Origin of the sequence: Mycetocola sp. JXN-3, from assembly GCF_014522285.1 — a bacterium.
GTDB lineage: Bacteria > Actinomycetota > Actinomycetes > Actinomycetales > Microbacteriaceae > Mycetocola > Mycetocola saprophilus.
The window spans coordinates 2,460,826-2,486,848 of the sequence record NZ_CP041635.1 but is presented as its reverse complement, the minus strand read 5'-3'; the positions used below and the strand labels follow the sequence as shown (position 1 = coordinate 2,486,848).

The 26,023-nt window shown below is 66.2% G+C and carries 27 protein-coding genes; 14 read left to right on the top strand and 13 right to left on the bottom strand.

The annotated features are described in order from the left end of the window. From C7C57_RS11305 to C7C57_RS11295, 3 genes are read right to left on the bottom strand one after another with little or no spacing between them, the layout of a single operon-like run. Window positions 1–972: a shikimate dehydrogenase gene (locus C7C57_RS11305; RefSeq protein WP_187976502.1), complete on the bottom strand. Its 972-nt coding sequence runs from the start codon at window positions 970–972 to the stop codon at window positions 1–3. Next, on the bottom strand, window positions 969–1,697 hold the full coding sequence (gene eda / locus C7C57_RS11300) for a bifunctional 4-hydroxy-2-oxoglutarate aldolase/2-dehydro-3-deoxy-phosphogluconate aldolase (protein ID WP_187976501.1): 729 nt from the start codon (window positions 1,695–1,697) through the stop codon (window positions 969–971). Before eda ends, C7C57_RS11305 begins: the two co-directional genes overlap by 4 nt. Further along, on the bottom strand, window positions 1,694–2,305 hold the full coding sequence (locus C7C57_RS11295; protein WP_187976500.1) for a glucose-6-phosphate isomerase family protein: 612 nt from the start codon (window positions 2,303–2,305) through the stop codon (window positions 1,694–1,696). Before C7C57_RS11295 ends, eda begins: the two co-directional genes overlap by 4 nt. 213 nt (window positions 2,306–2,518) lie before the next feature. Here C7C57_RS11295 and C7C57_RS11290 point away from each other — a divergent pair, with 213 nt between their 5' ends. The 5 genes from C7C57_RS11290 (at window position 2,519) to C7C57_RS11270 (ending at window position 8,019) form a co-directional block, all read left to right on the top strand. Next, on the top strand, window positions 2,519–3,538 hold the full coding sequence (locus C7C57_RS11290; protein ID WP_187976499.1) for a zinc-dependent alcohol dehydrogenase family protein: 1,020 nt from the start codon (window positions 2,519–2,521) through the stop codon (window positions 3,536–3,538). A 77-nt stretch (window positions 3,539–3,615) separates the two neighbouring features. Then, window positions 3,616–5,124 (top strand): xylulokinase, encoded by a 1,509-nt coding sequence (gene xylB, locus C7C57_RS11285; RefSeq protein ID WP_187976498.1) that lies wholly within the window; start codon window positions 3,616–3,618, stop codon window positions 5,122–5,124. A gap of 115 nt (window positions 5,125–5,239) precedes the next feature. Further along, complete coding sequence (locus C7C57_RS11280; protein WP_255505666.1) at window positions 5,240–6,241, top strand: phosphotriesterase; 1,002 nt, start codon at window positions 5,240–5,242, stop codon at window positions 6,239–6,241. 243 nt (window positions 6,242–6,484) lie between these two features. After that, the gene (locus tag C7C57_RS11275) at window positions 6,485–7,486 is read left to right on the top strand and encodes a hypothetical protein (protein ID WP_187976496.1); all 1,002 of its coding nucleotides are present in this window, start codon (window positions 6,485–6,487) and stop codon (window positions 7,484–7,486) included. A gap of 17 nt (window positions 7,487–7,503) precedes the next feature. Next, entirely contained in the window at window positions 7,504–8,019 is a 516-nt protein-coding gene (locus tag C7C57_RS11270; protein ID WP_187976495.1) for a hypothetical protein, read from the top strand. A 185-nt stretch (window positions 8,020–8,204) separates the two neighbouring features. Here C7C57_RS11270 and C7C57_RS11265 read toward each other — a convergent pair whose 3' ends face one another. From C7C57_RS11265 to C7C57_RS11245, 5 genes are all read right to left on the bottom strand, one after another. Next, window positions 8,205–9,833: a transporter gene (locus C7C57_RS11265; protein ID WP_187976494.1), complete on the bottom strand. Its 1,629-nt coding sequence runs from the start codon at window positions 9,831–9,833 to the stop codon at window positions 8,205–8,207. Continuing rightward, window positions 9,815–10,762 (bottom strand): ABC transporter ATP-binding protein, encoded by a 948-nt coding sequence (locus C7C57_RS11260; RefSeq protein ID WP_187976493.1) that lies wholly within the window; start codon window positions 10,760–10,762, stop codon window positions 9,815–9,817. Before C7C57_RS11260 ends, C7C57_RS11265 begins: the two co-directional genes overlap by 19 nt. A 131-nt stretch (window positions 10,763–10,893) precedes the next feature. Next, complete coding sequence (locus C7C57_RS11255; protein WP_187976492.1) at window positions 10,894–11,145, bottom strand: PspC domain-containing protein; 252 nt, start codon at window positions 11,143–11,145, stop codon at window positions 10,894–10,896. Beyond that, a complete protein-coding gene (locus C7C57_RS11250; RefSeq protein ID WP_187976491.1) occupies window positions 11,145–11,792 on the bottom strand; it encodes a hypothetical protein in 648 nt (215 codons plus the stop codon). The genes C7C57_RS11255 and C7C57_RS11250 overlap by 1 nt, the downstream gene beginning before the upstream one ends. After that, window positions 11,792–13,378: a PspC domain-containing protein gene (locus C7C57_RS11245; RefSeq protein WP_187976490.1), complete on the bottom strand. Its 1,587-nt coding sequence runs from the start codon at window positions 13,376–13,378 to the stop codon at window positions 11,792–11,794. The genes C7C57_RS11250 and C7C57_RS11245 overlap by 1 nt, the downstream gene beginning before the upstream one ends. A gap of 146 nt (window positions 13,379–13,524) precedes the next feature. Here C7C57_RS11245 and C7C57_RS11240 point away from each other — a divergent pair, with 146 nt between their 5' ends. Both C7C57_RS11240 and C7C57_RS11235 read left to right on the top strand, forming a co-directional pair. Continuing rightward, window positions 13,525–14,934 (top strand): ATP-binding protein, encoded by a 1,410-nt coding sequence (locus tag C7C57_RS11240; protein ID WP_187976489.1) that lies wholly within the window; start codon window positions 13,525–13,527, stop codon window positions 14,932–14,934. Then, window positions 14,931–15,593, top strand: a complete 663-nt coding sequence (locus tag C7C57_RS11235; RefSeq protein ID WP_030142957.1) for a response regulator transcription factor — start codon at window positions 14,931–14,933, stop codon at window positions 15,591–15,593. Before C7C57_RS11240 ends, C7C57_RS11235 begins: the two co-directional genes overlap by 4 nt. Before the next feature lie 82 nt (window positions 15,594–15,675). Here the strand turns inward: C7C57_RS11235 and C7C57_RS11230 are convergent, their stop codons facing one another. After that, a complete protein-coding gene (locus tag C7C57_RS11230; protein WP_030142958.1) occupies window positions 15,676–16,194 on the bottom strand; it encodes a hypothetical protein in 519 nt (172 codons plus the stop codon). Window positions 16,195–16,211: 17 nt separating this feature from the next. Next, a complete protein-coding gene (locus tag C7C57_RS11225; RefSeq protein WP_187976488.1) occupies window positions 16,212–17,084 on the bottom strand; it encodes an A/G-specific adenine glycosylase in 873 nt (290 codons plus the stop codon). 108 nt (window positions 17,085–17,192) lie between these two features. Here C7C57_RS11225 and truB point away from each other — a divergent pair, with 108 nt between their 5' ends. The 5 genes from truB to C7C57_RS11200 all read left to right on the top strand — a co-directional run bounded on the left by truB (window position 17,193) and on the right by C7C57_RS11200 (window position 20,365). After that, window positions 17,193–18,209, top strand: coding sequence for a tRNA pseudouridine(55) synthase TruB (truB, locus tag C7C57_RS11220; protein ID WP_255505665.1), 1,017 nt, complete (start codon window positions 17,193–17,195; stop codon window positions 18,207–18,209). Next, on the top strand, window positions 18,206–18,574 hold the full coding sequence (locus tag C7C57_RS11215) for a hypothetical protein (RefSeq protein WP_030142961.1): 369 nt from the start codon (window positions 18,206–18,208) through the stop codon (window positions 18,572–18,574). Before truB ends, C7C57_RS11215 begins: the two co-directional genes overlap by 4 nt. Window positions 18,575–18,680: 106 nt before the next feature. Next, window positions 18,681–19,136 (top strand): hypothetical protein, encoded by a 456-nt coding sequence (locus C7C57_RS11210; protein WP_255505664.1) that lies wholly within the window; start codon window positions 18,681–18,683, stop codon window positions 19,134–19,136. Then, a complete protein-coding gene (locus C7C57_RS11205) occupies window positions 19,133–20,074 on the top strand; it encodes a bifunctional riboflavin kinase/FAD synthetase (RefSeq protein WP_187976486.1) in 942 nt (313 codons plus the stop codon). Before C7C57_RS11210 ends, C7C57_RS11205 begins: the two co-directional genes overlap by 4 nt. 72 nt (window positions 20,075–20,146) lie before the next feature. Beyond that, window positions 20,147–20,365, top strand: coding sequence for a heavy-metal-associated domain-containing protein (locus tag C7C57_RS11200; RefSeq protein ID WP_187976485.1), 219 nt, complete (start codon window positions 20,147–20,149; stop codon window positions 20,363–20,365). A 79-nt stretch (window positions 20,366–20,444) separates the two neighbouring features. Here C7C57_RS11200 and C7C57_RS11195 read toward each other — a convergent pair whose 3' ends face one another. After that, entirely contained in the window at window positions 20,445–21,299 is an 855-nt protein-coding gene (locus C7C57_RS11195; RefSeq protein WP_187976484.1) for an alpha/beta fold hydrolase, read from the bottom strand. A gap of 126 nt (window positions 21,300–21,425) precedes the next feature. After that, entirely contained in the window at window positions 21,426–22,778 is a 1,353-nt protein-coding gene (locus C7C57_RS11190) for a M20/M25/M40 family metallo-hydrolase (RefSeq protein WP_187976483.1), read from the bottom strand. A 245-nt stretch (window positions 22,779–23,023) separates the two neighbouring features. Between C7C57_RS11190 and C7C57_RS11185 the strand changes: the two genes are divergently transcribed. Together C7C57_RS11185 and C7C57_RS11180 are read left to right on the top strand one after the other, a co-directional pair. Then, a complete protein-coding gene (locus C7C57_RS11185) occupies window positions 23,024–25,231 on the top strand; it encodes a DEAD/DEAH box helicase (RefSeq protein WP_187976482.1) in 2,208 nt (735 codons plus the stop codon). Then, the gene (locus tag C7C57_RS11180) at window positions 25,228–25,617 is read left to right on the top strand and encodes a DUF6804 family protein (RefSeq protein WP_187976481.1); all 390 of its coding nucleotides are present in this window, start codon (window positions 25,228–25,230) and stop codon (window positions 25,615–25,617) included. Before C7C57_RS11185 ends, C7C57_RS11180 begins: the two co-directional genes overlap by 4 nt. A gap of 59 nt (window positions 25,618–25,676) precedes the next feature. Here C7C57_RS11180 and C7C57_RS11175 read toward each other — a convergent pair whose 3' ends face one another. Further along, window positions 25,677–25,934: a glutaredoxin domain-containing protein gene (locus C7C57_RS11175; protein WP_030142969.1), complete on the bottom strand. Its 258-nt coding sequence runs from the start codon at window positions 25,932–25,934 to the stop codon at window positions 25,677–25,679. Window positions 25,935–26,023 lie beyond the last annotated feature (89 nt).

Sequence of the window (26,023 nt, the reverse complement as noted above, 5' to 3'; positions counted from 1 at the left end):
CTAGCCCTTGGTGCTCGAAGCCAGGCGGGAGAGCTCGTCAAAGCTCGGACCCGAGGTGGGAATGGTGACATCGAAGACCTCGGCGATGACCTGGGTCCAGCCGTGCAGGAAGTACACCCAGCCGTCAACCACCGTGACATTCAGCGCGGGATCCTGGGCGCGAGCCTGGTCGAGGAAGATCAGGTCGCCGCGGTAGTTGAGGTCCCAGACGATCGCGTCCTGAGGGAACACCACCGCGTTTGTCAGCGGGGATCCGGGGGCGTCCTTGCCGAGGCCGGTCGCATTGATGATGACCGAGCCCGCCGGCAGATCGGCGACGATCGCGTCACTCAGCTCGGGCTTCGGGGTCAGCCGCACGGTCACCGGGACCCGCGGATTCGAGGCGGCCAAGACCTCGGCCAGATCGTCCAGGCGCTGCTGACTGCGGTTGGCCACGATGATCTCGCGCGGGTGCGCGGCCCGCTCGGTCCGGGACAGATACCAGGAGATCGCGATGGCCGATCCACCCGCCCCGATCACAAATACGTCGGGGTTGTACCGGGTGAGGTGCGCGGGGGAGAGGAACGCGTCGAGGGCGAGGCCCGAGGAGATCGGGTCCTTAGCGTGGGCGATCAGACGGCCATCCCGCTTGGAGATACTGGAAATCTCGTTCATCAGGGTCGCCAGCGGATCCTCCTCATCAAAGAGGTCGCGGGCGGCGGCAAACAGGTCGAGCTTATGCGTGGTGACCAGGGCACCGCGGCTGAGCGGATCGTTTTTGATGAACTCGACCACGCGTCGATACTGCTCGGCGGGAGCGTGCAGCGGCAGGTCGATGCCCACCAGCACGGCGTCGCCGAGTCCGAGTTCGGCGGCCCACAGCGGGAACACCTGGCGGATCGAGGAGGACCCGGTGGTCACCCCGATGAAGTACATCGTGGGGGCGGTGGCCGGGATCAGGGTGTCGGCGGTGAGGGTAACGGGGGCGCTCATTTGGTGGTGTCCTTATCGCGGAGGAGCGCGCGGGCCAGGGTGAGGGCGCGCGCGGCGTTGTCACGGATGGTGTCGAATTCGCCGGCCTGGATCAGCGCTCGCGGGGCGATCCAGGTGCCGCCGGCGGCGATCACGCGCGGGATGCGCAGGTAGTCGCCGAGGTTGTCCGGGGTCACGCCGCCGGTGGGCATCACGTGGCGCAGGCTCGAGGCGGCGAGCGGTGCCAGCAGGGCCGAGAGGGCCTTGGCTCCGCCGTTGAGTTCGGCGGGGAAGAACTTGACGGTGTCGAAGCCGTCCTCGACCGCGGCCATGATCTCCGAGGCGGTTGCGGCCCCGGGAATCAGCGGCAGACCCGCCTCGCGGGCGGTCCGGCCGAGCAGCGGCGTATAGCCGGGGGAGACGCCGAACCGGGCCCCGGCGGCCTGTGCGTCAATCACGTTGGCCGGGGTGAACAGGGTGCCCACACCCACGTGGAACTCGGGGAGTTCGGTGGCGATCTGGCGGATGGACTCCAGAGCGTCGGGGGTGCGCATGGTCACCTCGATCGTGGTGAGTCCGGCTTCGGCCAGGGCGCGCGCCAGCGGAATCGCGAAGCGCGCCTCGGGGATTTCGACCACGGGGACGATCCCGAACTCGCTCAGCAGGGCGAAGGGATCCGTGGGGGAGTCCGCGGAGGTCTTCTGTGCGTTCGCCGCGGCTCCTGCGTCGGCTACCCGCGTGCTCATGCGTTCACGCCCACGCGGTAGCCGGTGTGCTCGGGGTTGGGCACGCTCGCCCAGCCGCCGCGTCCGTCGGTGACCACGAGCTCCTTCATCCCGGCGGCGTCGCCGATGATCGCGTAGTCCTGGCCGGCGTCGGCCGCATAGGTAAAGAGGGTGACAAAGGGTTCGGTGCCCACGTTGATCGAGCGGTGGATCCAGTGTCCGGGCACGTTCACGGCCTCGCCCGGGGTCAGCTCGACCGCGGCGCTCTGACCGTCGATGGTCTCCAGCAGCATGACGCCGTGGCCGGCCAGGCAGTAGTACAGTTCGGCGCGGTTCTCAACCGCGTGGATGTGGCCGCGGGTCACCGCAAACTCGGTTCCATAGGTTCCGGGCAGTAGCGTGCTGGTGCCGATCACCAGCGCACCCTCCGCATCGGAGTAGCGGTGCTCCTCGACCGAGTACACCAGGGTGTCGGCGCCGTGCTTTTCCACTGCCGCCCGATAGGCCGCGTCGTCGCGGTAGACCCCGGCCATGTCGCCGAGGAACTTCTCGTAGCGACGGGTGTTGCCGGTGAGGTCCCCATTGGGGTGGACCCGAAGCGGAACCGGAATATCTAAGCTGATGCTCATTGTTCTCCTAGGTGGGTGGATTTGGTAGTAATACTACATAATTAAGAATGTGAACGTGCGCATTTGGGCGAGATTGCCGAATTAAGCCCAATAATTCGTGCCGGACATCGATTTGTCTGTAGTATTACTAAAAATCAGGAATTCAGCCCCGTGTCCCCACACGCGGCCATCGTTCTTCCGTATTCACCGTCGAATTCGTGCGAGAGGTTTGTCATGAAAGCAATCGTTTTCCGAGAGGGTTCCCAGTGGGCCGTCGAATCCATCGAGAAGCCGGTTCCCGGCCCCGGCGAGGCGCTGCTGCGGGTCATCCAGACCGGCGTCTGCGGCACCGATGAGCACCTGCTGCACGGCGGCTTCATCGCCAAGTTCCCGCTGATTCCCGGCCACGAGATGGTCGGCGAGGTGGTTGAGCTGGGTCCGGGCGAGGCCAACGCGGTGGTCGGCGACAACGTCGTGGTGGACAACACCGTGCTGTGTGGCAAGTGCCACGCCTGCCGCGAGGGCAACGACCTGTTCTGCGAGAACTTCGGCTCGCTCGGCTGCAACATGCCCGGCGGATTCGCCGAGTACGTCGTGGTGGACTCCAGCAAGGTCTACCCGATCGGGGACCTCGACCCCGACGTGGCCGTCTTCGCCGAGCCCACGGCCTGCGCCGTGCACGGCGTGGACATCCTGAACCTCAAGCCCGCCTCGGACGTGCTGATCTTCGGTGCCGGCCCCACCGGTCTGATCCTCTCCCAGCTGCTGAAGACCGCGGGTGCCGCCCGCGTCACCGTGGCCGCGCCGACCGCCTCCAAGCTCGAGGTGGCCACCGCGCTCGGTGCCGATCACACCGTCCAGGTGGATCGCACAAACCCCGAGGCTGCCTCGGCGGCGCTGCGCGACATCGCCCCGCGCGGATTCGACGCGGTCATCGAGGCCACCGGCTCGACCGCGGTCCTGGAACTCGCCGTGAGCCACACCAAGACCGGCGGCACCGTGCTGGTCTACGGTCTGGCCGGCGAAAACGACACCGCGGCGATCAAGCCCTATGAGGTGTTTAGCCGTGAGCTGACCATCAAGGGATCCTACGCACAGGTGCACTGCCTGGGTCGCGCGCTGTTTGCGTTGCAGACCGGCCGCGTGCGCACCGAGGGGCTGATCACCTCGAAGCTCAACCTGGACACCTTCGACCAGGCGTTGGCTAACCTGCACGATTCCGAGCAGATCAAGACCATCGTCTCGTCGCGATAGGTTTCCCCGCGGCGCGTGATGACACCTACTTTGTCATCACGCGCCGTCCGTGTACCCCTCCCCAAAGGTTTCCCCTCATGATCATTTCCCACGACCTCGGAACCACCGGTAATAAGGCGACCCTGGTAGCCAATGACGGCCGCCTGATCGCCGCCGTCACCGTTCACTACGACACCGATTTTGGCCTCGGCGGCAAGGCCGAGCAGGATCCCCTCGCCTGGTGGGACGCCCTCGCCCAGGCCACCCGTGAGCTGCTGACCTCGGCAGGTGCGCGGCCCGAGGACATCGACGTGGTGTCCTTCTCGGGTCAGATGATGGGGGTGGTGGCCATCGATGACGCCGGGGATCCGGTGTTCCCCTCGATCATCTGGGCCGACACCCGAGCCACCGCGCAGACCGACCGGCTGCTCGATCGGGTGGGGATGGAACGCGGCTATCAGATCACCGGGCACCGGCTGAACCCCACGTATTCGCTGGCCAAAACCATGTGGCTGCGCGATACCTCACCCGATGCCTTTGCCCGCGTGCGCCGCATCCTGCTGGCCAAGGACTTTATCGCCTTCAAGCTGACCGGCGTGCAGGTCACCGATCGCTCGGATGCGTCGAGCACCAACGCCTACGATCAGCGCGCGGGCACCTGGTCCGAGGAGCTGATCGCCGCCTCGGGGCTGTCACGGGAAATCTTCCCGGAGATCGTGGACTCCACCACGGTCATCGGCACAATCACCACCGATGCGGCCCGGGCCACCGGCCTGCTGGCGGGAACCCCCGTGGTTATCGGCGGTGGAGACGGGCCGATGGCCGCCCTGGGGGCGGGAATCATCGACGCGAGCTCGGGGGCGTATGCGTGCATGGGGTCGTCCTCCTGGGTATCGGTCGCCGCGGATGCGCCGCTCTATGATCCGCAGATGCGCTCGATGACCTTCAACCACGTGATCCCTGGCCGCTTTGTCCCCACCGCCACGATGCAGGCGGGCGGCGCCTCGCTGCAGTGGATCGTGGATACGCTCTCCCCGGCGACCGCCGCCGACTACGCCGAACTCCTCGACGCCGCCGAGAACCGGCAGGCCTCGGGGGAGGGACTGTACTTCCTCCCGCACCTGTTGGGGGAGCGCTCGCCCTACTGGAACCCGCACGCCCGCGCCGCGTTTGTGGGCCTGCTGCGCCATCACGACCGCGGCCACATGACCCGCGCGGTGCTGGAAGGGGTCGCCTTCAACCTGCTCACCGGGCTGCGCGCGTTTGCCGACTGCGGCACCGATGTGGACCGGATCGACGTGATCGGTGGGGCCGCCAACGCCTCGGCGCTGCTGCAGATCTTCGCGGACATGTGGGGTATGCCGGTCGCCCGGCGCGATTTGGTGGACGAGGCCGGGGCGATCGGCGCGGCCGTGGTCGCCGGGGTCGGCGTGGGCATCTTCGACAACTTCGAGGTGGCCGCGACGCTGTCCAAGCGGAGCACCGGGTACGAGCCGAACCCCGCGGCGACCGCGCGCTACGCCCGCGAGTATCCGGTATTCCTCGACGCGTATGCGCGTCTGGAACCGTGGTTTGACGCGCTGGCGGCTGGTGGGTCGGATGCCTGAGTCGCGCAGGGTGCGCACGGTACCCGCATCCGACTCGGCGAATCCAGGGGTCAGCCCGGGACCGACCCTGTCCGTTCCGGCGTCGACGGGCCACGGGACCAGCCCGGGACCGACCGTGTCTGGCTCGCCGTCGGCGGATCCCGAGTCTTCCCCGCGGGTGACGCCCGCCGCGGGCATCATCCGCACCGTCGGCGGCGATATCGCCCCCGAGGAACTGGGTCGCACCAACTATCACGAGCACCTGTTCCAGGTCTCGCCCCTGCTGGCCGGGGACGAACTCGATAACGAGGAGGCGTCGGGACACGAGGCGATCTCGCTGGTCGAGTCGGGCTTTGGCGCGATGATCGAGGCAACCCCGATGGGACTCGGTCGAAACCCGACGGCGGTCGCGCGGATTGCCGCGCGGGCGGGGCTGCACGCGGTGCACGTGACCGGCGCGCACCACGGCGGACACTATCCCGAGGCACATCCGATTCGGGCATTGACCGAGGACGAGCTGGTCGATCGCTGGACCACGGAGATCCGCCACGGGTTCGGGGAGGATCCGGGGGCGGTAGCCTCTATCTCTGCGTCCAACGTGCGCGCGGGCATGCTCAAGGCGGGGATCCGCTACTGGCAGATCGGCCCGTTCGAGCGGCGCGCTCTGGCCGCGGTCGCCCGCACCCACGCCGAAACCGGGGCCGCAATCATGGTGCACCTGGACTATGGATCCGCCGCTCACGAGGTCCTGGAGCTGCTGGAACGGGACGGCGTATCCCGGGACCGCGTGGTGCTCGCGCACATCGACCGCAACCTGGACTCGGGCCTGCACGCGGACCTGATCGCCTCGGGTGCCTACCTCGGTTATGACGGCCCCGCTCGGCACCGCGAGGCACCGGACCAGGCGATCCTCGAGTGCCTGGAACGCGTGGTGGCCCGGGTCGGGTCGGACCGGATCCTGCTCGGCGGCGACGTCGCCCGAGCCTCCCGCTACCTCGCCTACGGCGGCATGCCCGGCCTGGAATACCTCGGCCGCCGTTTCATTCCGCGCCTCGAGGTGCGCCTCGGTGCCGACCGCGTCGACGCCCTCCTCGCCGACAACGCCGCCCGCCTGCTCACGCTCGCGATGGATCCATAAATTGAAAAGTTGAGATAGCAAGGGCGACCTACGAGACTTTGTGCCTCGTGCGGTTGTGGTCTATTTACAGCGAATTGTGTCTTATTTACCCCTGGAATTGGGGTGGCCGAAAGACGCGATCGTTGGGAGTTGTTATGTGAAAATTCTTAGTTGAGTGTGAGTCAAGTAGTGATTATTTGACGCCATATTTGAGGTTCATCAGAGCAACCCGAAGACTCGAGTCCCCTATCGTAAGAGAGAAAAGTGCGTACTTCTGCGTCAATCAATACCGTTCGCGTGACACCTATTTCAAATGACGCAGAGCTAACTTTAGATAACTTAGATGGATTCGATCTCTTGCAGCATTTTTTTGCCTACGCAGCGAAGGTAAAGGAAGGCCCTGGGCTTCGGGACAAGGCCAAGGGTCACTACTTGAAAGTAATTGCCGTAAAGGGGCGCGGTAACAGCGTTTTATTAGAACTTGAGACTGGACCATTTGGCGAGTCTGCGATTACGTACGATACGCGAACTGGAGTCTCTGTTCGGAAGAACACAAGCGACGAAGCATTCGCTAGAAAATCTCACGCGGTACTTTTCCGTGTTCCAACCTCACCTTATGTTCTCTTCGTGAAAGAGCATAAGTATGGTGTACCGAGCGGCTGGCTACTTTTCGAGTCCTTTAAACATCATCTCACGAGCCAGATCCCGAACTTTTACTTACCAGTAGAAACAGCCCAAGAGGACATTTCCTGGAAGGAATCCGCTGATCTTGAAGAGGTCACCGTTGTGATGCATCATAAACCCCTAGATATTTCTTCAGGCGTGGACAGCGGACGGAAGAATGAAACAGTAGCGGGGCGACTAGCGTATTCGGCGATTCCTCCGAAGGGAGTAAAGACTTTCGGGAAAGAGGTTCGTAGAAGGCTTTTCAGTGGTGCGATGGACCCGGTAACGTTCGTAGGTCTGAGAGCGACTCCAAAAGACGGGCACCAAGGTGACGGTAACCCGGATTCGACTGTTTTGGTGAAGCTTTCTCGCGACGGACGTACCAAAACCTTCGAGCTTGGTGCTGAAGGTACACCAATGCTTCGCGAGTCGCTGACGGTTGATGATGAACCGGCGCTTGATATGGAACAGTTCTATAAGCGAAGCATTGAGATGGCGGTCGATTTCTACAAAAGGGAGGGGTTTACCCTAGATCGAGCGTCCATAAAGAAAAAGTGGTCTAACAGCATTTCGCTGCCGACCTGGCCAGGCTCGATTTAGAACTCGGTTAACTGTTCATGGGTACTCTTATGAAAGGTATTTGGCTTGTAGTTTTTCCTCGTACGGATTCGAATGGCAGACCTCGCGTTTCAGTATCGATTCGATTCCTTTTCCTGTTAGCTCTGTTGCCGATTCTTTGCGGCATCGTAAGTGTTTGGAACGGCTTGGAAATAGTCGATCCATCAGTTGTGGCCTCAAGTGTCGGAGTGCTTGGCGGACTTTTGATCGCGCACGCTATTTTTGTCTTTCAACTTCGGGTTTCTTTGATGTCGAAGGGAAAGAAAAAGCGTGAAGTCGACAATCGTGTATTTGAGCTAGTTGATCAGATGTTTGACGGAGTCCTTTGGTCATCGACAATTGCGCTCCTCCTAACACTTGTATCGGGAGCAATTGCCGCTTTTCTGCCGGAGGAACACACTGTTGATCGGTGGATAACCGGGGCGTTTGTAGTGTTGGCGGTTCACCTCGTGGGCTGTTTAGTCCATGTGATTACGGCCACCATGTCGGCATTCCAAATTCTTCGAAAACCCTAGGAACCGCATTCTTACCACCGGGGAAACATGCTTTGGTTAAGAAGTGACTTGTAGGCAGTTTTAACTAGAGACGTGCGCGAGTAAACATTTTTCAATTCGTAACTACAGACATCATGTCCGGTCAAACTCTAGGCATTTACAAAACCCCGCGTCCGATGTGGACGCGGGGTTTTCTGTACGCCGACCTAGGCGTGCTTGGTCAGGCGGGTGAGCATGTCCGGGGCCGTGCGGTCGAGGATCCGGCCGCCCCAGCGCACACCGATCCAGTAGAACAGCGCGCCGATGCCCAGGCCCACCGGGAGGGTCAGCCAGATCAGCAGCGCCGATCCGGTGACCGCGCCCACGATCATCAGGATCAGGGCGGGCAGGCTCAGGACGATCAGCGCACCCATGCTGCCGAAGGTCCCGGCGAGGGAGAGCACACCCGAACCGGGCTTGGAGGCCCAGGGGCTGTCCGCGGGGTCGGGCACCGGCATCAGGAAGAAGGCCGATTCCACCGAGGAGACGCCGTTTCCGGCCAGGATCATTCCCAGGCTCACCCCGAGCACCGCGGGGAGCAGGTGAACGCCGCCGGAGATGACCGCCACGATCACGGCGATCACGATGGTCATCGGGACGATCAGGGTCATAAACGCCCAGGCGCGTCCCCGCCGGTCATCGATGCCGCGCACCCCGTGGGCCACGTGGGCGGCAAACGCGGTGCCGTCAAAGGCCAGGTCCACGAACGTCGCGGTGGCTACAAAGAGCAGCATGAACGGCGTCGCGAACGCCAGTACCTCGGGGCCACCCTCGGTCTGCCGGGTGATGAACCAGAACAGGAACGGCATCAGCGGCACCAGGATCAGGCTGCGTGCGTAGCGGGGATCCCGGAACCAGTAGATCAGGCAGCGGGCGGCAATTGCCCCGGCCGGGCTGGCCGGGAAGAAGCGGAACGGACCGCGCGCATCGCGCACCCGTCCGGTGGAGGAGGAGCGGGTGGCCGAGGCGTTGACGCTGGCCGCATACGCAACCTGCCACAGCCAGTACACCACTGCGACGCTCGCCACGGCGACCAGCAGGTGCAGGATCGCGCCCAGCGGATCCCCGGCGGCCACCGCGGCCGGAACCGCCCAGACCGCGCCAAACGGGGTCCAGGAGGCCACCGCGGCGATACTCGGGAACAGGCTGATGGAGAGGACGATGCCGCCGGAGAGCCCGGCGATCAGCGGCCCGAGCAGGATGATTAGGACCAGCAGCACGGTCCCGATGATCTCGCGATAGCGGCGACTCATCGCCAGCCGGGTAGCCAGGGTCAGGACCAGCTGGGACACCAGCAGGCAGGTGACCAGCGCGATCGGCGCACAGATCACCGCGACCACCGCCGCCAGCGGCGAGCGGATCCAGGCCAGGGCGGTCAGCGCCGAAACCAGCAGGGTGATGATGCCGGGAATCCCCAGCGCCCCGGCGAGGAGCGTGCCCCAGCGCAGGGAGGTTTGGGAGATCGGGAACGTCGCGAACCGGGCCGGATCCAGGGTGCGATCGGCACCCGCGGTGGCCAGCGGAACAATGCCCCAGCCGAGCACCAGAACCGAGCCCACGGTGATCAGGATCACCCCGGTGTATTGATCTGCATTGATCCCCAGCACCACCAGCGACACCAGCGCCATGCCCAGAATGCCCAGGCCGTAGAGCGCGCCGATGATCGCGCCCACCAGCTGCCAGGTGTTGCGGCGCAGCGAGTTCCACATGATCTGATAGCGCAGCTTGACCAGCACCTTCACGATGCTGGGCGGCTTGGTCGCGACGGGGGCGGGGGCTAGAAGCTGCGTAGCCACTCGGGGCCCTCCTGCTGGTGGCGGCCGCCGACAAGCTGGACGAAGCGGTCCTCCAGGGTCGATCCGGCGCGCACCTCATCGACGGTGCCCGCGGCGACCACGCGACCGGCGGCGATCACGGCCACATGGTCACACATGCGCTCGACCAGGTCCATCGAGTGGCTGGACACGATCACCGTGCCGCCCCCGGCCACATAGCCGTGCAGGATGTCGCGGATGTTCGCGGCCGAGACCGGATCCACCGACTCAAACGGCTCATCCAGGACCAGCAGGCGCGGGGCGTGGATCATGGCGCAGGCCAGTGCGATCTTCTTGGTCATACCAGCGGAGTAGTCCACGACCAGCGTGTTTGCCGCCTGCTGCAGGTCGAGGAGGCCGAGCAGGTCGGTGGTGCGGGTCGCGACGGTTTCGGCGTCCAGGCCCGAGAGGAGTCCGTGGTAGGTGACCAGCTGCTGGCCGGTCAGGCGGTCAAACATGCGCACGCCGTCGGCGAGGTTACCCACCAGGCGCTTGGCTTCGACCGGGTTTTCCCACATGTCCACGCCGTATATCAGCGCGGTGCCAAACTCGGGACGCAGCAGGCCGGTCGCCATCGACAGGGTTGTGGTTTTACCGGCGCCGTTGGGACCCACCAGACCGTAGAAGGAACCCTGGGGGATCGTGAGGTTGATGCCGTTGACCGCGATCTTCTCGCCGAAGCGCTTGGCGAGGCCGCGGATCTCCATGGCCGGGGTGCCGGGGGCAGCCTGGGCACCGAAGGGGGCGGGGGTCGCCTGGGCGACATCGGCCGCGGGCACGGTGGCGGGCTGCGCGGGAGCGGCTTCGGTACCGGGGGCGGGGGTGTCTAAACCGGCGGCGAACTGTGCGGGCACTGTGGCGGGTTGCGGTGATGGCTGCGGGATTCCCTGGGGCGGGATGGGGTCGGTCATCGGGTCCTTCCGGATGGTCGCGGGAGCGATTGCGCGGAAAACGCCGATCGCCCGGTTGATCACCGCCAACCTACCAAGAATGGTGGGTGTGGTGGGGAACAGCCGGGCGATTTGGCGTATTTGGAGACCCGCTAGCGCGGATCGCGGGGGCGAAGCCAGCGCTCCAGCACGATCGATCCGTCCTGCCAGGGCAGCAGGATCCAGACGATCAGGTAGGTCAGGATTCCGATCCCGGGGAGCAGGAATGCCAGCAGGGTGCCGATGCGCACCGCGGTGGGGTTCCAATTGAAGCGGGTCGCGATGCCGGCGCAGATTCCGCCGAACATGCGGTCGGGTCCGCGCCGGACGGTGCTCTTGCGCAGTACGTCGAAGAAGCCGTTCATTATTTTGCTCCCGTTGAGTTGCGGGCATTGCGGACAACCATGCCGATTCCGCAGCCCACCAGGACCGCGCCCGCTGCGGTGACCACGGCGAAGGCCAGGGTGATCGGGTCCACCGAAATGTCCCAGACGTTCCTGGCCACCAGCAGTACCCCGAAGGCCAGGAGCAGCATGCCCCAGACGATGGTGAACGCGCGCGGTGTGCGGTTGATCGGGGCCTCCACCCGGGTGCCCACGGCCACCGGTGTTCCGGCGGGATAGGCGGCGGGCGGAACATAGGGGTAGTTCGGGGTCGCCGTGTGCGGGCCCGGGTAGGTGGTGGTGGGGATGCCGTCCTGGGCGGGCGCGGGCGTTGACTGCGGATACGCGGCGGTGGGGATCGCGTCTTCCGCGGGTGTGGCCTGCGGGTACGCGGCGGTGGGGATCGCGTCCTCCGAGAGCGTGGCTTGCGGGTACGCGGCGGTGGCGCTCTCGTCTCGGGCGGGTGCGTCGCTGGTGGGCTCATCGGCGGTCGAGGGCGTCACCGGATGTGCGTCGGTGGGTACATCATCCGCGCTCTCCCGCTGTGCCTTGGCCACCAGATCCTCGATCCGCAGCTCCTTCTCGGGCTCGCTGTTGTGCCCGTTCTTGTCCGGGGTGTTCGTGGACACTAGTGTGCTCCCTTACTGATGGCGGGTACCGCGGCGCTTTCGCCGGAGACCCGAGGCTTGTCGGTGACCGTGACGTTACTGAACGCGCCACGGATTTCCAGGATGATCTGCGGGCCGTTTTCGGAGTTCGGACCGAATCCGGCGGAGTTGTCCAACCAGATTCCGCCGCGCTTGTTATCCACGCTGCCACCGGTGATCTTCGATGCCGCAAGGGCCAGGGATGTATCCACCGAGACCCGCACGTTACTCGGGACATACACCCGCAGGTCGGACATCGCGACGTTCACCGGGATGGTGACCGGCCCGTTATCCTCCAGATCTCCGATTCGGGAGAGATCGATGGTCCCCGAGGCGGCGGCGATGGCGTAGCCATCTCCGGCCTCGGCGGTGGTGCCGGGGATGAAGGTGGCCGAGGTCGCGGCGGCCCAGTTAAGGCTCTGCCCGCCAAACGAGGTGAACAGCCCGCCGATCAGCGCAAACACCGCCATCCAGCCGAGGAATCCGCCGTGCCGACCGCGGATTCCGCTGATCAGCACGCCGAGTGCGAAGACGGACGCGGCAACGCCCAGGGCAATCGCCACGGCGCTTCCGTTGAAACCGTAACCGGCGATCGTGGAGACTCCGAGCACCGCGGCGCCGGCCAGAAACGCCAGTCCGGTGCAGAGGAGTCCGGTTGCGGCTCCCGGTCCCAGAACGCGCGGCCGCGGCGGGCGGGCGGCGTGGGGAACGTGGGGCGGGTGCGGGGCGCGGGCACCCTGTGGGTTTCGGGCGGCCTGTGGCGCGGGACGAGCAGGTTGAGCGGGTTGAGCAGGCTGAGCGGGCTGAGAGGGCTGAGAGGGCTGAGCGGACCCAGCCGGGCCCGAAAACTCCGTGGCCGGTTCGGATGCCGCGGCACTCGCGTTCCCATGCAGTTCGTCTACCGACTTGGGCTCGGGGGCCGGTGCCTGTCCCGGTGCGCCGAAGGGTGCGGGCGCGGTGGCCGGTCCCTGAGCCGGGGCCACGAAGGGCGCGGGGTATACGGACGATGTACCGGACGGGATTCCGGTCGGGTCTCCGCTGGGGGAGCCACCATCCGGGTAGCGTCGATCATCGGGCCCGGGGGTCGGCGGCGTGCCGCCACCCTGCGAGCCGCCGCCGGTCTGACGCGTGATGAAAAACACCGTGGCACCGATGATCAGGGCCAGCACAACCAGCGACGAGAGCCAGGAGTTACGGCCCCAGTCCCAGGGGGAGAAGGACCCCACCTGAATGTTCAGCAGCCCGACGCCGCCGACAATCACCGCGCCGGTCATCCCCGCCGCCCATCGTCCGTGGCGCAGGGCCTCGGCGTGAATGTAGCCGTTGCGGTCGGGCAGGAACGCCCAGGCCAGGCCGTAGAGGAAGGGACCGATGCCCGTGAAGATGCTGAGCACCACGATGAAACCGCGGACCAGAATGGGATCGATACCCATGCGCTGGGCGAGACCACCCGCGACGCCACCGAGCCAAGAGGAGTCGGAGCGGATGATGCGGGTGTCGCGGATGCTGTCAAAGAAGCCGCGGTTGGGCCGGGCTGGGCCGGAGCGTTCGGAATCGGTGGTGTTCATACCTTCAGTGTGGTGCGGGGAAGACACGGTCCGCTATGGGGGCCTACCCTGATAAAACCCTGAGCCTGGTAGGGGAGCGTCCGGGGTTGCCCGGAATTCCGGCGCTGCAGGTGGTCGCTTGCGCGCGGGCGTGCTTGTATGGACCCATGCGTCTTCCCCTGGTCAGAACCCGATCCCGTGCGATCGCGGGTGTGTGCGCGGGTCTTGCCCGGCACCTGAACCTGCCCGTGGTCTGGGTACGGGCGGCCATGGTGGTGCTGACCCTCTTTGGCGGAGCCGGTGCGATGCTGTACGCCTGGCTCTGGCTGCTGGTTCCCAGCGAGGACGATGTGGACCGCGCCGCCGACCGCAACTTCAATCCGCGAAACGTGGCCGAGAACTTCGCCCGCAACGTGGCCCCGTGGCTCCGCACACGCCCGGCCGATCCCGGACAGGCACCCCCGACCCCATTTGGTCCCGGTACGTTCGACCCCGAGTCCGGGGCGACATCGGGCCCTCGGAGTCGCCCGGCAGCCCCCGGGCCGGTGTCCCCGCCCGGTGCCTCGGATGCCCCCGCTTCCGCGGCCACCGACGGGCGTCCCTGGCGGCAGTGGAAGATGGGCCTGCCGGAGATCGCCGTGGGCGTGGTGCTGCTGGGGATCGCGGTGGCGATTCTGCTGGAGATGGTGGGCGTCCACATCAACTGGCAAACCTGGCTGCCCGCGATCGCGATTGTGACCGGCGTGGGGCTCACCTGGATCCAGTTGGATACCGGGTCCCCGGGACGCCGGGCCGGAGCCCGGGGTTCCTCGGGCGCGCTGCGCCTGATCGCCGGAATCGCCCTGGTGGTGATCGGCATCCTGATCCTGATTACCGGCGCGGTGGACCAGGTCCTGATCGGACAAACCCTGCTCGCCACCTTCGCGATTCTCTGCGGACTGGCGGTGGTCCTGGCCCCCTGGGTCGTGAAGTACTGGCGCGAGCTGGGTGCCGAACGCGCGGCCCGAGCCCGCGAATCCGAGCGCGCGGACATCGCCGCGCACCTGCACGACTCGGTCCTGCAAACCCTCGCGCTGATCCAAAACCGTGCCGACAGCCCCGCCGATGTGCGCCGGCTGGCGCGCGCCCAGGAGCGGGAGCTGCGCGCGTGGATCAGCTCGGATCAGCCCGATCCCGGCGGCAGCATCGCCGAGCGCCTGCGCGGAATCGTTGCGGAAATCGAGGACGGCTACGGGCGCAAAATCGAGATCGTCACCGTGGGAGACACCGAACACTCGGAGCGCCTGGAACCGCTGCTCGCGGCGACCCGCGAGGCGATCCAGAACGCCGCCAAACACGCGACCGGCACGATTTCGGTCTATCTTGAAGTGGGTGCCGGTGCGTGCGAGGTGTTTGTGCGCGACCGCGGACCGGGTTTCGACCCGGACCAGGTGCCCGAGGACCGCCACGGCGTCCGCGACTCGATCCTGGGCCGGATGACCCGGCACGGCGGCACCGCGACCCTGCGCAACACCGGGCAGGGCACCGAGGTGGCCCTGCGAATGCCGCTGCCCGATCTACCAAAGGAACACGCATGAGCGAGCACGAACCCCAGAATCTCCGGGTTGTCCTGGTGGACGATCACGCGATCTTCAGGTCGGGCCTGCGCGGCGCGCTCGCCGCGGACATCGAGGTGGTGGCCGAGGCGGCCACCGTGGAACAGGCGATCACCGCGATCCATGACACCCTCCCGGCCGTGGTCTTGCTCGACGTGCACCTGCCCGGAGGTCGGGGAGGGGGCGGAGCCGAGGTCATCGTGGGATGCGCCGACCTGCTGGCCCACACCCGGTTCTTGGCGCTCAGCGTCTCCGATCAGGCCGAGGATGTGGTGACCGTGATCCGTGCAGGAGCCCGCGGCTACGTCACCAAAACCATCGACGCCGACGAACTCAACGACGCGATCCGCCGGGTAGCCGCGGGAGACGCCGCATTCTCCCCGCGCCTGGCGGGGTTTGTACTAGATGCGTTCGGCACCCAGAACGTCGCCCAGATCGATGATGAGCTGGACAAACTCTCGGCCCGCGAGCTCGAGGTTATGCGGCTGATCGCCCGCGGATACTCCTATAAGGAGGTCGCCGCCGACCTGTTCATCTCCACCAAGACGGTGGAGTCCCACGTGTCGGCGGTGCTGCGCAAGCTTCAGCTGTCGAATCGGCACGAGTTATCGCGCTGGGCCGTGGACCGACGGATCCTCTAACCGCACTCACACTGTGCCGGTGTGGGGTCGTAGACCGCCGCATCCTTTAACCACTGTGGGACGCTGGGCGACCGAGCGGAGGCTAGTCGGTCAGCAGCTCGGGGGCACCCACGCGAAGGTCGAAGGCTCCGGCGAACTGCGCGTCAAACTCCTGCACCGATCCGCCGATGCTGTGCGCGATGAACTCGGTGGCGCGCGGTCCAACCTGGTCGATCAGGGCCTGAATGACCTGGGCCACGGCACCGGGAAGCCCGGCCTCATCGGCACCGTTGAACACCACGACGTACTCCACGTCGTCGCCGAAGGACACCTCGGCGTCCTCGCTCAGCACGGTCTCGTTGGCGGTGACCTGGAAGAACCAGCCGGGGATCCGCTCGGCGCCGGTGGGCAGCACACCCTCCTCGGGACGGTGTGCGGCGAGGGTTGCCTCGAGGTCCTCGGAGTACAGGTATTCGGCCACAAACAGCGGCGGCAGTACCCCGGAAACCTCGAGCTCGGGTTCGGCGTCGGCCACAATCTCGAACGCGGGAGAGTCTGCGGCTGCGAACTCCTCAAAACCGGGCTCGGGGGTGAAGTTCTGCGGGTTTTCGGCGCTAGTCATGCGCCCAGTTTAGCGGGTTAGGGCAGGACGTATCCGCCCTGGGACTCCACCGCCAGCCCATCCGCGAGGAGCCCGGCGAGGGCCCGATCCAGCTGGACTCGGTCCTCCCAGAGCCCAATAATCTCGGCATCGGTGACCGGCAGGTGCGCGGCCCGAAGCTCGCGCAGAATCAGCCCGCGGACCTGTCGATCGCTGCCCGCATACGTCTTCTGCACGGCCTTGGTGGGGCCGAAGTATTCGGGCGATCCGGCCTGGACCCAGGCGCACGCGTCCCGGATTGGACACACGTCACACCGCGGCGAACGCGCCGTGCAGACAACCTGCCCCAGCTCCATGATCGCCACGTTAAAGGCGCGGGCCGCCTCGCGATCCTCGGGCAGCAGCGCGGCCATATCGGCCAGGTCCGCGGCGGCGCGGGGCGGGCCGGGTTCGGCCTGGGCATGGATCGCGCGGGCAATGACCCGGCGGCCGTTGGTGTCGATCACCGGATGCCGATCCCCATAGGCAAAGACCGCAACCGCGCGGGCCGTATAGTCGCCCACGCCGGTCAAAGCGAGCAGGGTAGGGACATCTCGCGGCACGATTCCGCCGTGCTGCTCGGTAATCTGCACGGCGGCCCGGTGGAGCCACAGCGCCCGGCGCGGATACCCGAGGTTGGCCCAGGCGCGCACCGCCTCCCCGGAGGGGGACGCCGCCAGATCGGCGGGGGTCGGCCAACGCTCCAGCCATTCGGCCAGGCGCGGAATGACCCGGGCCACCGGGGTTTGCTGCAGCATAAACTCCGACACCAGGGTGCCCCAGGCCGGGAAATCGTCTTCGCGCCAGGGGAGGGCGCGGCCCTCCCGGGCGAACCAGTCGATCAGCGCCCGGGGAATGTCGGTGGTGTTCATCGATTCCAGCGTAGCCGGGCGGCCCGATCCGTTGTGAACCGGGCACCCGATGCCGATGAATATGGGAGGATGGAGGCTGGTTTTATACGGCGGTGTGGCGAGGAGATTTTGGTGAGTTCAGGCATTGTGCTGGTGGATAAGTCCGGCGGGATGACCAGCCACGACGTGGTCGCGCGCACCCGACGTCTCGTGGGCACCCGCAAGGTGGGCCATGCCGGAACCCTGGATCCGATGGCCACCGGCCTGCTGATTCTCGGCATCAACTCGGCCACGCGCCTGCTCACCTACGTGGTGGGCCTGGACAAGGAGTACTACGCCACGATCGTGCTGGGATCCTCCACCACCACCGATGACGCCGAGGGGGACACCGTGGAAACCGCGGCCCCCGAGACCGTGTCCGCGGTGACCAAGGAGGCCATCGCGGCGGGCATCGAGGTGCTCCGCGGCGACATCCTGCAGGTACCCACCCAGGTATCGGCGATCAAGGTGGACGGCAAGCGCGCCTACGACCTGGTGCGCTCGGGGGAGACCGTCGAGCTCAAGGCCCGTCCGGTCACCATCTCGGCCTTCGAGGTGCTGGAAACCCGTCGCCTGGCGGACCGGATCGAGCTGGATGTGAGGGTCGAGTGCTCCTCGGGCACCTACATTCGTGCCCTCGCACGGGACCTCGGCAACGACCTGGGTGTCGGGGGACACCTGAGCGCCCTGCGCCGCACCCGGATCGGACCGTTCTCGGTGGCCGATGCGGTGACCCTCGAAGACCTGGATCCCGCCGCCCGGCTGATCTCCTCAGCCGCCGCCGCCAAGACCCTGTTCCCGCACGTGATGCTGGATGCCCAGCGCGCGATCGATCTGGGCCACGGTAAGAAGATCGGGATCGAGGGCTTCCCCACGGGAGTATCGGGCCCGATTGCCGCCCTGACCCCGAATGGTGCGCTGATCGGCCTGGTGCAGGCGGGCAAAAACAGCGCCCGTTCGCTGGTGAACTTCCCCTCGGACGAGGCGCAGGTGGCACCGGCCGCTGCCGCTGCAGCCGTCGCACCGCACGCTGCCGCCGCCGCTGCCGCTGCCGCTCACGCCGAGACCGCTGCCTCCGCCGCAGATTCCGCCGAGGCTCAGGCATGATCACCTGGCTGACCTACGGCATCACCGGGATCGCCGCGCTCGCGGGCTTGATGTGTGTGGTGATGGGCCTGCTCGGCCGCAAACCCAGCGACCTGAGCCTCGGCTCCGCCGCCCTGGTGGAGCTCCTGCTGCTGGTTCAGCTCGTGGTGGCGATCATCGCCCCGGCCACCGGCAACAACATTTATGGCGACCCGATCGAGTTCTACGCGTATCTGATCTGCGCGCTGATCATCCCCGCCGCCGCGGTGTTCTGGGGGCTGCTGGATCGCACCCGCTGGTCCACGGTCATCGTCGGGGTTGGGCTGCTCGCGGTCTCGGTGATGGTCATCCGGATGGAGGTCATCTGGACCACGGTGGCCGCCTAACCCGCAGGATTTCACCCCTCTCACCATGCCCGCGTGCGAAACGCACGTCATCTCGTTCCGACCACTGCCGGTGTGTGGGACGAAGGGGCATAGAATTGGCTTCGACATGAACAGCACCGATCCCGCCGCCCAGAACCCCACAGCCTCCTCCTCGTCCACGCGAGATGCCGCCCCGCGAATCAGCGGCGTCGGCCGAGTCCTCGTGGCGGTCTACGGCATTCTCGCCCTGGCGGCGACCGGACGCTCGGTCACCCAGATCATCGGCAAGTTCGATCAGGCCCCGCTGGCCTATACGCTCTCGGCGCTCGCCGCGGTGGTCTATATCGTGGCCACGGTCGCCCTGATCGTCCCCGGTGCAACCTGGCGCAGAATTGCCTGGATTACAATCGGCTTCGAAATGGTTGGGGTCATCGTGATTGGTCTCCTCTCGATTTTTGATCCGGCCCTGTTCCCGCACGACACCGTGTGGTCACACTTTGGCAGCGGATATGGTTATGTGCCGCTGGTCCTGCCCGCGCTCGGCCTGTTCTGGCTGGCCAAGCAGAAGGGAAAGCGCGCGTGAGGGTTTTCCGCGACCTGACCGAGGTTCCCCTGGACTTTGGCCCGAGTGCCGTGACCATCGGCAAGTTTGACGGCGTCCACGCCGGTCACCGCGGCGTGATCGCGGGTCTGCGCGGAATTGCCGAGGAGCGCGGTTTGCGCTCGGTGGTGGTCACCTTCGACCGTCACCCGCTGCACGTGATCGCGCCGGGCCAGGCCCCCACCGCCCTGACCGGGATTGATCAGAAGCTGGATCTGCTGGCCGAAACCGGGATCGATGCGGTCTTGGTGCTCACCTTTGACCGGCTGCTCTCGGCGCTCGAGCCCGAGTCGTTTGTGCGTTCGATCCTGTGCGCCACCCTGGACGCCAAGGTAGTGCTCGCCGGGGATGATTTCCGCTACGGACACCGCGGCGCGGGAGATGTGTCCTCGCTCACCGAGCAGGGCAAGATCGAGGGCTTCGAGGTTGTGGCCATCGATGATGTCATGCCGCGGGAGGGGCGTCGCGCCTCGTCGACCTGGATCCGTGAGCTGCTGGCCGACGGCCGGGTGGACGCCGCCGCCGATCTGCTGGGTCACTACCCGAGTGTGCGCGGAACCGTGGTCCACGGGGCCAAGCGCGGCCGCGAGCTGGGCTTCCCGACCGCCAACCTCTCGCCCGAATCCACCGGCTACATCCCCGCCGACGGCGTCTATGCGGGCTGGCTCACCAGCGAGGGCGAACGCTATGCGGCGGCAATCTCGGTGGGTAATAACCCAACCTTTGACGGCGTGCCGCAGAAGCAGGTGGAGGCGTTCCTGCTGGATCAGGACATCGACCTGTACGACCGCGAGGTTGAGGTGTGCTTCGTGGAACGGGTACGCGGAATGGTTGCCTATGCGGGCATCGATCCGCTGATCGCGCAGATGCATGACGACGTGGTGCGGGTGCGCGAAATCCTGGACGTCCCTGCTCCATAGCAAACCTTCGGAATACACCCTGCTGGATAACGGTTGTTGAGTTTATGATGATCTTGACGAAGGGACACCATCATGGGACTCAAGACCACCCTGCTGACCATCACCGGAATGCACAACTCATTCTGCGTGAACAAGATCCTCCGCGAGTTTGAGGCGCTGGACGGCGTCACCGCCGAGGTCGACCTCGCCTCCGGCCGCGCGCGCGTGCTGGCCTCCGAAGAGACCGACCAGGGTGCCCTGGTAACCGCGGTCTCCAACGCCGGCTATTCCGCCGCGGTGGTCGCCGCCTAGTTTTTACGCTCGAATCTCGATATCCCGGCACCAACTTAGTGCCGGGATATCGACGTTAACCGGTATGGTGACGGCCGCCCTAGTCCAAATACCCCAGGAACAGGCCCGGCTCCGACCACAGCAGCGAGCCGCCGGCCCCGGACACCAGGTGCCGCTGGGCACCGGGAATGCGGTGGGTGAGGGTGTCGCCGTGGTCGGGGGAGTGGACCTCGTCGCGGTCGCCGAACCACACGTGCACGGGGATGTCGATCTGGTCCAGGGGGAGCCGCCACGGGCTCATCGCCAGGATGGTGTCGGCGGCATATCCATGGGCACCGCCGGCGAAGGATTCGGCGAGGGTGCGGCGGTAGAGCGCGCGGAAATCCTCGTCGCCGTAGACCTCGGCATCCGCCGCGGAAATCTCGGACATGACGTATTCCCACATCAGCTCGGGGGTGAAGCGGGCAAAGTGGGCGCGGACGGTTTCGGGTTCGCGGCCCACCGAGTCGATCAGGGTCACCATCTCCTCGGGCAGCATGCCGGTGATCAGCGGGTGCGCGACCTCGTCGGAGGGGGATACCAGGTTGAGCGAGGACACCGCGCCGGTCGCCGCCAGGGCCAGCGCAAACGGCGCCCCCTGGGAGTTGGCGATCAGCGGGATCCGGCCGAGGCCCAGTGCGCTGAGCAGGTAGCGCAGGTCCTCGGCCACACTGGTGAGGGTCTTGTTGGGGTCGTGGTCGGAGGCACCGAGGCCCGGACGATCCACCGAGATCAGCCGGATTGCCCGTTCGCCCAGCAGCTCGGCACCGAAGTTCATCGCGCGACCACTGGCCGCTCCCGGGATGAACAGCACCGGGGTTCCATCGGGGGTTCCATATTCGGCGAAGCCGAGGGCCCGGCCATCCGGAAGAAAAATCTCTCCGAGGCGGGCCGAAACTATGTCAGAGGTATTCACCCCCTCAGCTTATGGGCGCAAACCCCGACACGACGTGGTGCCGCGTCGGGTTCGCTGGAGGCGCACACGCTGCCCTCGTTCGCCACCGGCATCGCGCTCGCAACCGGCACCAACCAGGCGCACACGCTAGGCGCTGAGCACCAGGCTGCGATAGAACTCGATGCCCTCAAGCCAGGTGGATACCCGGATCCGCTCGTTCACCGCGTGCAGACCGGCGCGCTCATCGGCGCTCATCCGGAACGGCGTGGTGCGATAGACGTTCGGGGAGATCCGGGCGTAGTAGCGGGAATCGCTGGCCCCGAGCATCACGTACGGGGAGACCATGGCATCCGGGGCGGCGACGGCAAAGGCGGACACAATACGCTCCCAGCCCGGTCCGGAGGACGGGGAGACGGGGGAGGGATCGTGGAACTCGGCCACCCTCAGCTCCACCTCGGGATCGTTGATAATCCGGTTCAGCCGGCGCACGGTCGCCGCCACACTCGACCCCACGGCCACCCGCACGTTCAGGGTCGCGGTGGCCCGCTCGGGCAGCGCGTTGGCGGCCGACGCCCCGGAAAGCTGGGTGGTGACGGTGGTGGTGCGCACCAGTGCGGCGGTTTCGGCCCCGAGCCGGGGGAGAACCTTTGCCAGCAGCGGGGCCAGCAGATCGACGTTTTTGGCGACCCAGGGCAGCGGCGCGGCCGAGCGCGGCCCCAGGGTGCGCAGCAGATCCTTGGCCGGGCGGGAGAGCCGCCCGGGGAAGGGTGACCGATTGACCCGGGTGATCGCCCGCGCCAGCCGGGCGGTTGCCGGGAAGGGCGGCGGGGTGGACGCGTGACCGCCCACCTGCGCGACACTCAGCGTGATCGTCGCCAGACCCTTCTCGGTGGTGCCCACGAGCGCGGCCGGTCCCCGCAATCCGGGCAGCACATCCTCGATCACCGCGCCACCCTCATCGATCACCAGTCCGGGCACAACCCCGCGGGATTCCAGCAGCTCAACCGTGGCCCGCGCCCCGGCCCCGGTGGTCTCCTCGTTGTGCCCAAAGCTCAGATAGAGGTCGTGTGCGGGGGCGAATCCCGATTCGATCGCGTGCTCCACGGCCTCGAGGATCGCGACCACCGCGCCCTTATCATCCAGGGTGCCCCGGCCCCACAGCACCCGGTCCTCGCCGGTTCCGGTGATCTCGGCGGCAAAGGGCGGATGGGCCCACTCGGGTTCGTTTGCGCCCACGTTGACCGAAACCACATCGTAGTGTCCCATCAGCACGGTCGGGTTTTCGGGGGAGGCACCGGGCCAGCGCAGCAGCAGCGAATAGCCACCGATTTTCTCGCATTCGAGGGTGCCGAACACCCGTGGATACAGCTCCTCCAGCGTGGTGAGGAACGTATCAAACGCATCCCAGTCGATCAGGGTTTCATCCAGCCGGCCCACCGTGGGGATGCGCAGCAGCGCGCGAAAACGGTCCAGGGATGCGTCACCGAATCGAGGGTTCATTGGTGCAGTATAGTGCGGTCCCGCGAGCCCCGGCGGGACGGATCGCGCGGTAAAACCGAAGCGCCACGCGAAAAGGGGAGGAAATCGCGGGCATGAATATCGTAGAATGTTTCCGCGCCCGCCGTTTATCCGGCTTCGGTTCCGGTGTCTATCACCGCGAGAACCCCGAGTCGAGGCAGCAATCACCCGGCCGGCGCAGTATCGGACCCGGCATTTGCCCGGGTACTGGAGCGCTCAGGAGGAGCATGCCAAACACCGGTCAGCGCCGTTCACCCGGCCGATCCGCACACCGCGCCGCGGGCGCACGCGGAACCGCAGCCCGTAAATCGTCGCGCAATCAGGTTTCGCGCCACGATGAGGAAGCCCCGATCATCCCGATCCTCGCCCGCAAGGTGCGCGAGGTCGAGGCGAAGGCCCAGAAGGGAAAGGTTGGCCCGACCAACCGGGTGAAGTTCCAGGTCATCGCCTTCCTGGTGCGCGAGGAACGCGCCCGGGTTAAGGGATCCACCGAGATGTCCGAGAGCATGCGCACCGAGCTGCTTAAGCGCCTGGATGGCGTGGCCACGATTCTGGCCAAGACCGCCGCCCGCGACACCTCGCTGATCACGCTGCTGGAGGCCGACGCCGCCACCAGCCCGGTGGCCCAGAAGATGCGCCGCGACTGGCTGCTGGAATCCGGTGCCGAACTCAGCCCCGAAGAGTTGATTATCACCACCCAGGCCCCCGAGCCCGAGCAGATCATCCCCGCCGAGCTCGCGCAGAAGCAGGTGGTGCCGATCCAGGTGAAGGCGCGCCAGCGCTCCAACCCGTTCCTCGCCCCCAACCTGACCCCGGCCCCGGCCGAGCGTTCCACCCGTGGACGCCTGGACAGCTGGGAGCTGATGGGTCCGCTGTACAAGTCGTTTGAGACCGGTGCCGGTGGTGCCTCGGCGTGCATGCCGCTGCCGGACGCTCCGAAGATCGACCGTCTGGCCCCGCCCGGACGCGAGATCATGAAGCACCAGGCTCGCTTCGTGGAGGCCGTCAAGCGCGGTCAGCGTTCGATTCTGCTGGCCGATGAGCCGGGTCTCGGAAAGACCGCGCAGTCGCTGCTGGCAGCCTCGGTCGCCCAGGCATACCCGCTGCTCGTGGTGGTTCCCAACGTGGTCAAGATGAACTGGGCCCGCGAGGTCGAGCGTTGGACCCCCGGTCGCCGCGCCACGGTGATTCACGGTGACGGACGTGACATCGACGCGTTTGCCGACATCTTCATCGTCAACTACGAGGTCCTGGACCGTCACCTGGCCTGGCTAAGCACCCTCGGGTTCCGTGGCATGGTGGTGGACGAGGCGCACTTCATCAAGAACCTGCACTCGCAGCGCTCGCAGCACGTGCTCTCCCTGGCTCGTCGAATCCGCGCCAACACCCCCGGCGGCAAGCCGCTGCTGATGGCGCTGACCGGAACCCCGCTGATCAACGACGTGGCCGACTTCAACGCGATCTGGCAGTTCCTCGGCTGGACCACCGGCGATAAGCCCGGACCCGAGCTGATGGCCAAGCTTGAGGAAAACGGGCTGACCCCGGCGGACTCGGGCTTCTACCCCGAGGCACGGAACGCGGTTATCGACCTGGGTATCGTGCGCCGCAAGAAGATCGACGTGGCCGCCGACCTGCCCTCGAAGATGATCGCCGACATCCCGGTTGAGCTCGACGATGAGGCCGGACGTTCGATCCGCGACGCCGAGCGCGAGCTGGGTCAGCGCCTGCTGGCCAAGTACAACCGCATCATCGAGGCCCGTCCCGACCGGGCCGGGCGCCCGAGCGGTCCCGACCTCGACATCATGCGCCTGGTTGCCCAGGGTGAGCTGGAGGAGTCCAAGGCCGCCGGCGGGGGCGAAAACGTCTTCACGATGGTGCGCCGGATCGGTCAGGCGAAGGCCCAGCTGGCCGCCGACTACACCGCGCAGCTCGCGCACTCGGTGGGCAAGGTGGTGTTCTTCGCCAAGCACATCGACGTCATGGATACCGCCGAGCGGGTGCTGGCGGGACGCGACCTGCGCACCGTGTCGATCCGCGGAGATCAGAGCACCCAGGCCCGTCAGGAAGCCATCGACGCGTTCAACAACGACCCCGGCGTCTCGGTGATCGTGTGTTCGCTGACCGCCGCCGGCGTGGGTGTCAACCTGCAGGCAGCCTCCAACGTGGTGCTCGCCGAGCTCTCCTGGACCGCCGCTGAGCAGACCCAGGCCATCGACCGCGTGCACCGCATCGGTCAGGACGAGCCGGTCACCGCCTGGCGGATCATCGCCGCGCACACCATCGACTCGAAGATCGCCGAACTGATCGACTCGAAGCAGGGCCTCGCGGCCCGAGCGCTCGACGGCAGCGACCAGGCGATCGAGTCCAGCGACTCGGTGCAGCTCAACGCGCTGATCTCGGTGCTGCGGGACGCGATTGTGGCGAGCGGAAAATGAGTTCCGACCGCTACGGTCGCGGCTCCAAGCGCGAACCCACCTTCACCCGTCCGGCGCTCGCGCCGGGCCTCCTGGCGGCCATCGTGATGATGGCCACGGTGGCGCTGTTGGATTCGGATCTGTACTACATCGTGCGCTTCGTGGTGTGTATTCTCACCGCGATCGTCGCGTTCTATTCGATCCGCGCCGGCCGCGCCTGGTGGCTGATTGGGCTGGTGCCGCTGCTGGTCTTTGTGAACCCGATCGTCCCGCTGCCCACCTGGCCGGTTGAGGTACCCACGGATCTGATCTTCTCGCTGACCCTGCTGTTCCCGCTGGTGCTGATCGGTGCCGCGGTCACCCTCAAGGTGCCGGACATTCAGGAAGAAGCCCGTCGCGGACGCTAGCCCGCAACCACAAACGCCCCGGTTCTGCCGGGGCGTTTGTAGTTGCGGGTGCGGGCTCGCTAGGCACCGAGGCGCGACTTGACCTCGATCAGCGAGGGGTTGGTGGCGGCGGTGCCGTCGGGGAAAATCAGGGTCGGCACGGTCTGGTTGCCGCCGTTGAGTTCGGCGACGAGTTCCGCGGTGCCGGGAACCTCCTCGATGTTGATCTCCTGATAGCCGATTCCGGCGGAGGTGAGCTGGGTCTTCAGACGCTGGCAGTATCCGCACCAGGACGTCGAAAACATGGTGACCTGGCCGGCTTCGGGTGTGTAATCCATGCCCCGATTCTAACCCCGTATGCGCCATGCACAGATTCCCAATCGTCACCGCCCGGTGCCCCGGGTTGCGGCAAACCGATACGCTCGAT

Bases quoted from the DNA above. Each gene is read 5' to 3' on its own strand.
- C7C57_RS11305 (WP_187976502.1), bottom strand. From the start codon at position 972: ATGAGCGCCCCCGTTACCCTCACCGCCGACACCCTGATCCCGGCCACC.
- eda (WP_187976501.1), bottom strand. From the start codon at position 1,697: ATGAGCACGCGGGTAGCCGACGCAGGAGCCGCGGCGAACGCACAGAAG.
- C7C57_RS11295 (WP_187976500.1), bottom strand. From the start codon at position 2,305: ATGAGCATCAGCTTAGATATTCCGGTTCCGCTTCGGGTCCACCCCAAT.
- C7C57_RS11290 (WP_187976499.1), top strand. From the start codon at position 2,519: ATGAAAGCAATCGTTTTCCGAGAGGGTTCCCAGTGGGCCGTCGAATCC.
- xylB (WP_187976498.1), top strand. From the start codon at position 3,616: ATGATCATTTCCCACGACCTCGGAACCACCGGTAATAAGGCGACCCTG.
- C7C57_RS11270 (WP_187976495.1), top strand. From the start codon at position 7,504: ATGGGTACTCTTATGAAAGGTATTTGGCTTGTAGTTTTTCCTCGTACG.
- C7C57_RS11260 (WP_187976493.1), bottom strand. From the start codon at position 10,762: ATGACCGACCCCATCCCGCCCCAGGGAATCCCGCAGCCATCACCGCAA.
- C7C57_RS11255 (WP_187976492.1), bottom strand. From the start codon at position 11,145: ATGAACGGCTTCTTCGACGTACTGCGCAAGAGCACCGTCCGGCGCGGA.
- C7C57_RS11245 (WP_187976490.1), bottom strand. From the start codon at position 13,378: ATGAACACCACCGATTCCGAACGCTCCGGCCCAGCCCGGCCCAACCGC.
- C7C57_RS11240 (WP_187976489.1), top strand. From the start codon at position 13,525: ATGCGTCTTCCCCTGGTCAGAACCCGATCCCGTGCGATCGCGGGTGTG.
- C7C57_RS11235 (WP_030142957.1), top strand. From the start codon at position 14,931: ATGAGCGAGCACGAACCCCAGAATCTCCGGGTTGTCCTGGTGGACGAT.
- C7C57_RS11230 (WP_030142958.1), bottom strand. From the start codon at position 16,194: ATGACTAGCGCCGAAAACCCGCAGAACTTCACCCCCGAGCCCGGTTTT.
- C7C57_RS11225 (WP_187976488.1), bottom strand. From the start codon at position 17,084: ATGAACACCACCGACATTCCCCGGGCGCTGATCGACTGGTTCGCCCGG.
- C7C57_RS11215 (WP_030142961.1), top strand. From the start codon at position 18,206: ATGATCACCTGGCTGACCTACGGCATCACCGGGATCGCCGCGCTCGCG.
- C7C57_RS11210 (WP_255505664.1), top strand. From the start codon at position 18,681: ATGAACAGCACCGATCCCGCCGCCCAGAACCCCACAGCCTCCTCCTCG.
- C7C57_RS11200 (WP_187976485.1), top strand. From the start codon at position 20,147: ATGGGACTCAAGACCACCCTGCTGACCATCACCGGAATGCACAACTCA.
- C7C57_RS11190 (WP_187976483.1), bottom strand. From the start codon at position 22,778: ATGAACCCTCGATTCGGTGACGCATCCCTGGACCGTTTTCGCGCGCTG.
- C7C57_RS11185 (WP_187976482.1), top strand. From the start codon at position 23,024: ATGCCAAACACCGGTCAGCGCCGTTCACCCGGCCGATCCGCACACCGC.
- C7C57_RS11180 (WP_187976481.1), top strand. From the start codon at position 25,228: ATGAGTTCCGACCGCTACGGTCGCGGCTCCAAGCGCGAACCCACCTTC.
- C7C57_RS11175 (WP_030142969.1), bottom strand. From the start codon at position 25,934: ATGGATTACACACCCGAAGCCGGCCAGGTCACCATGTTTTCGACGTCC.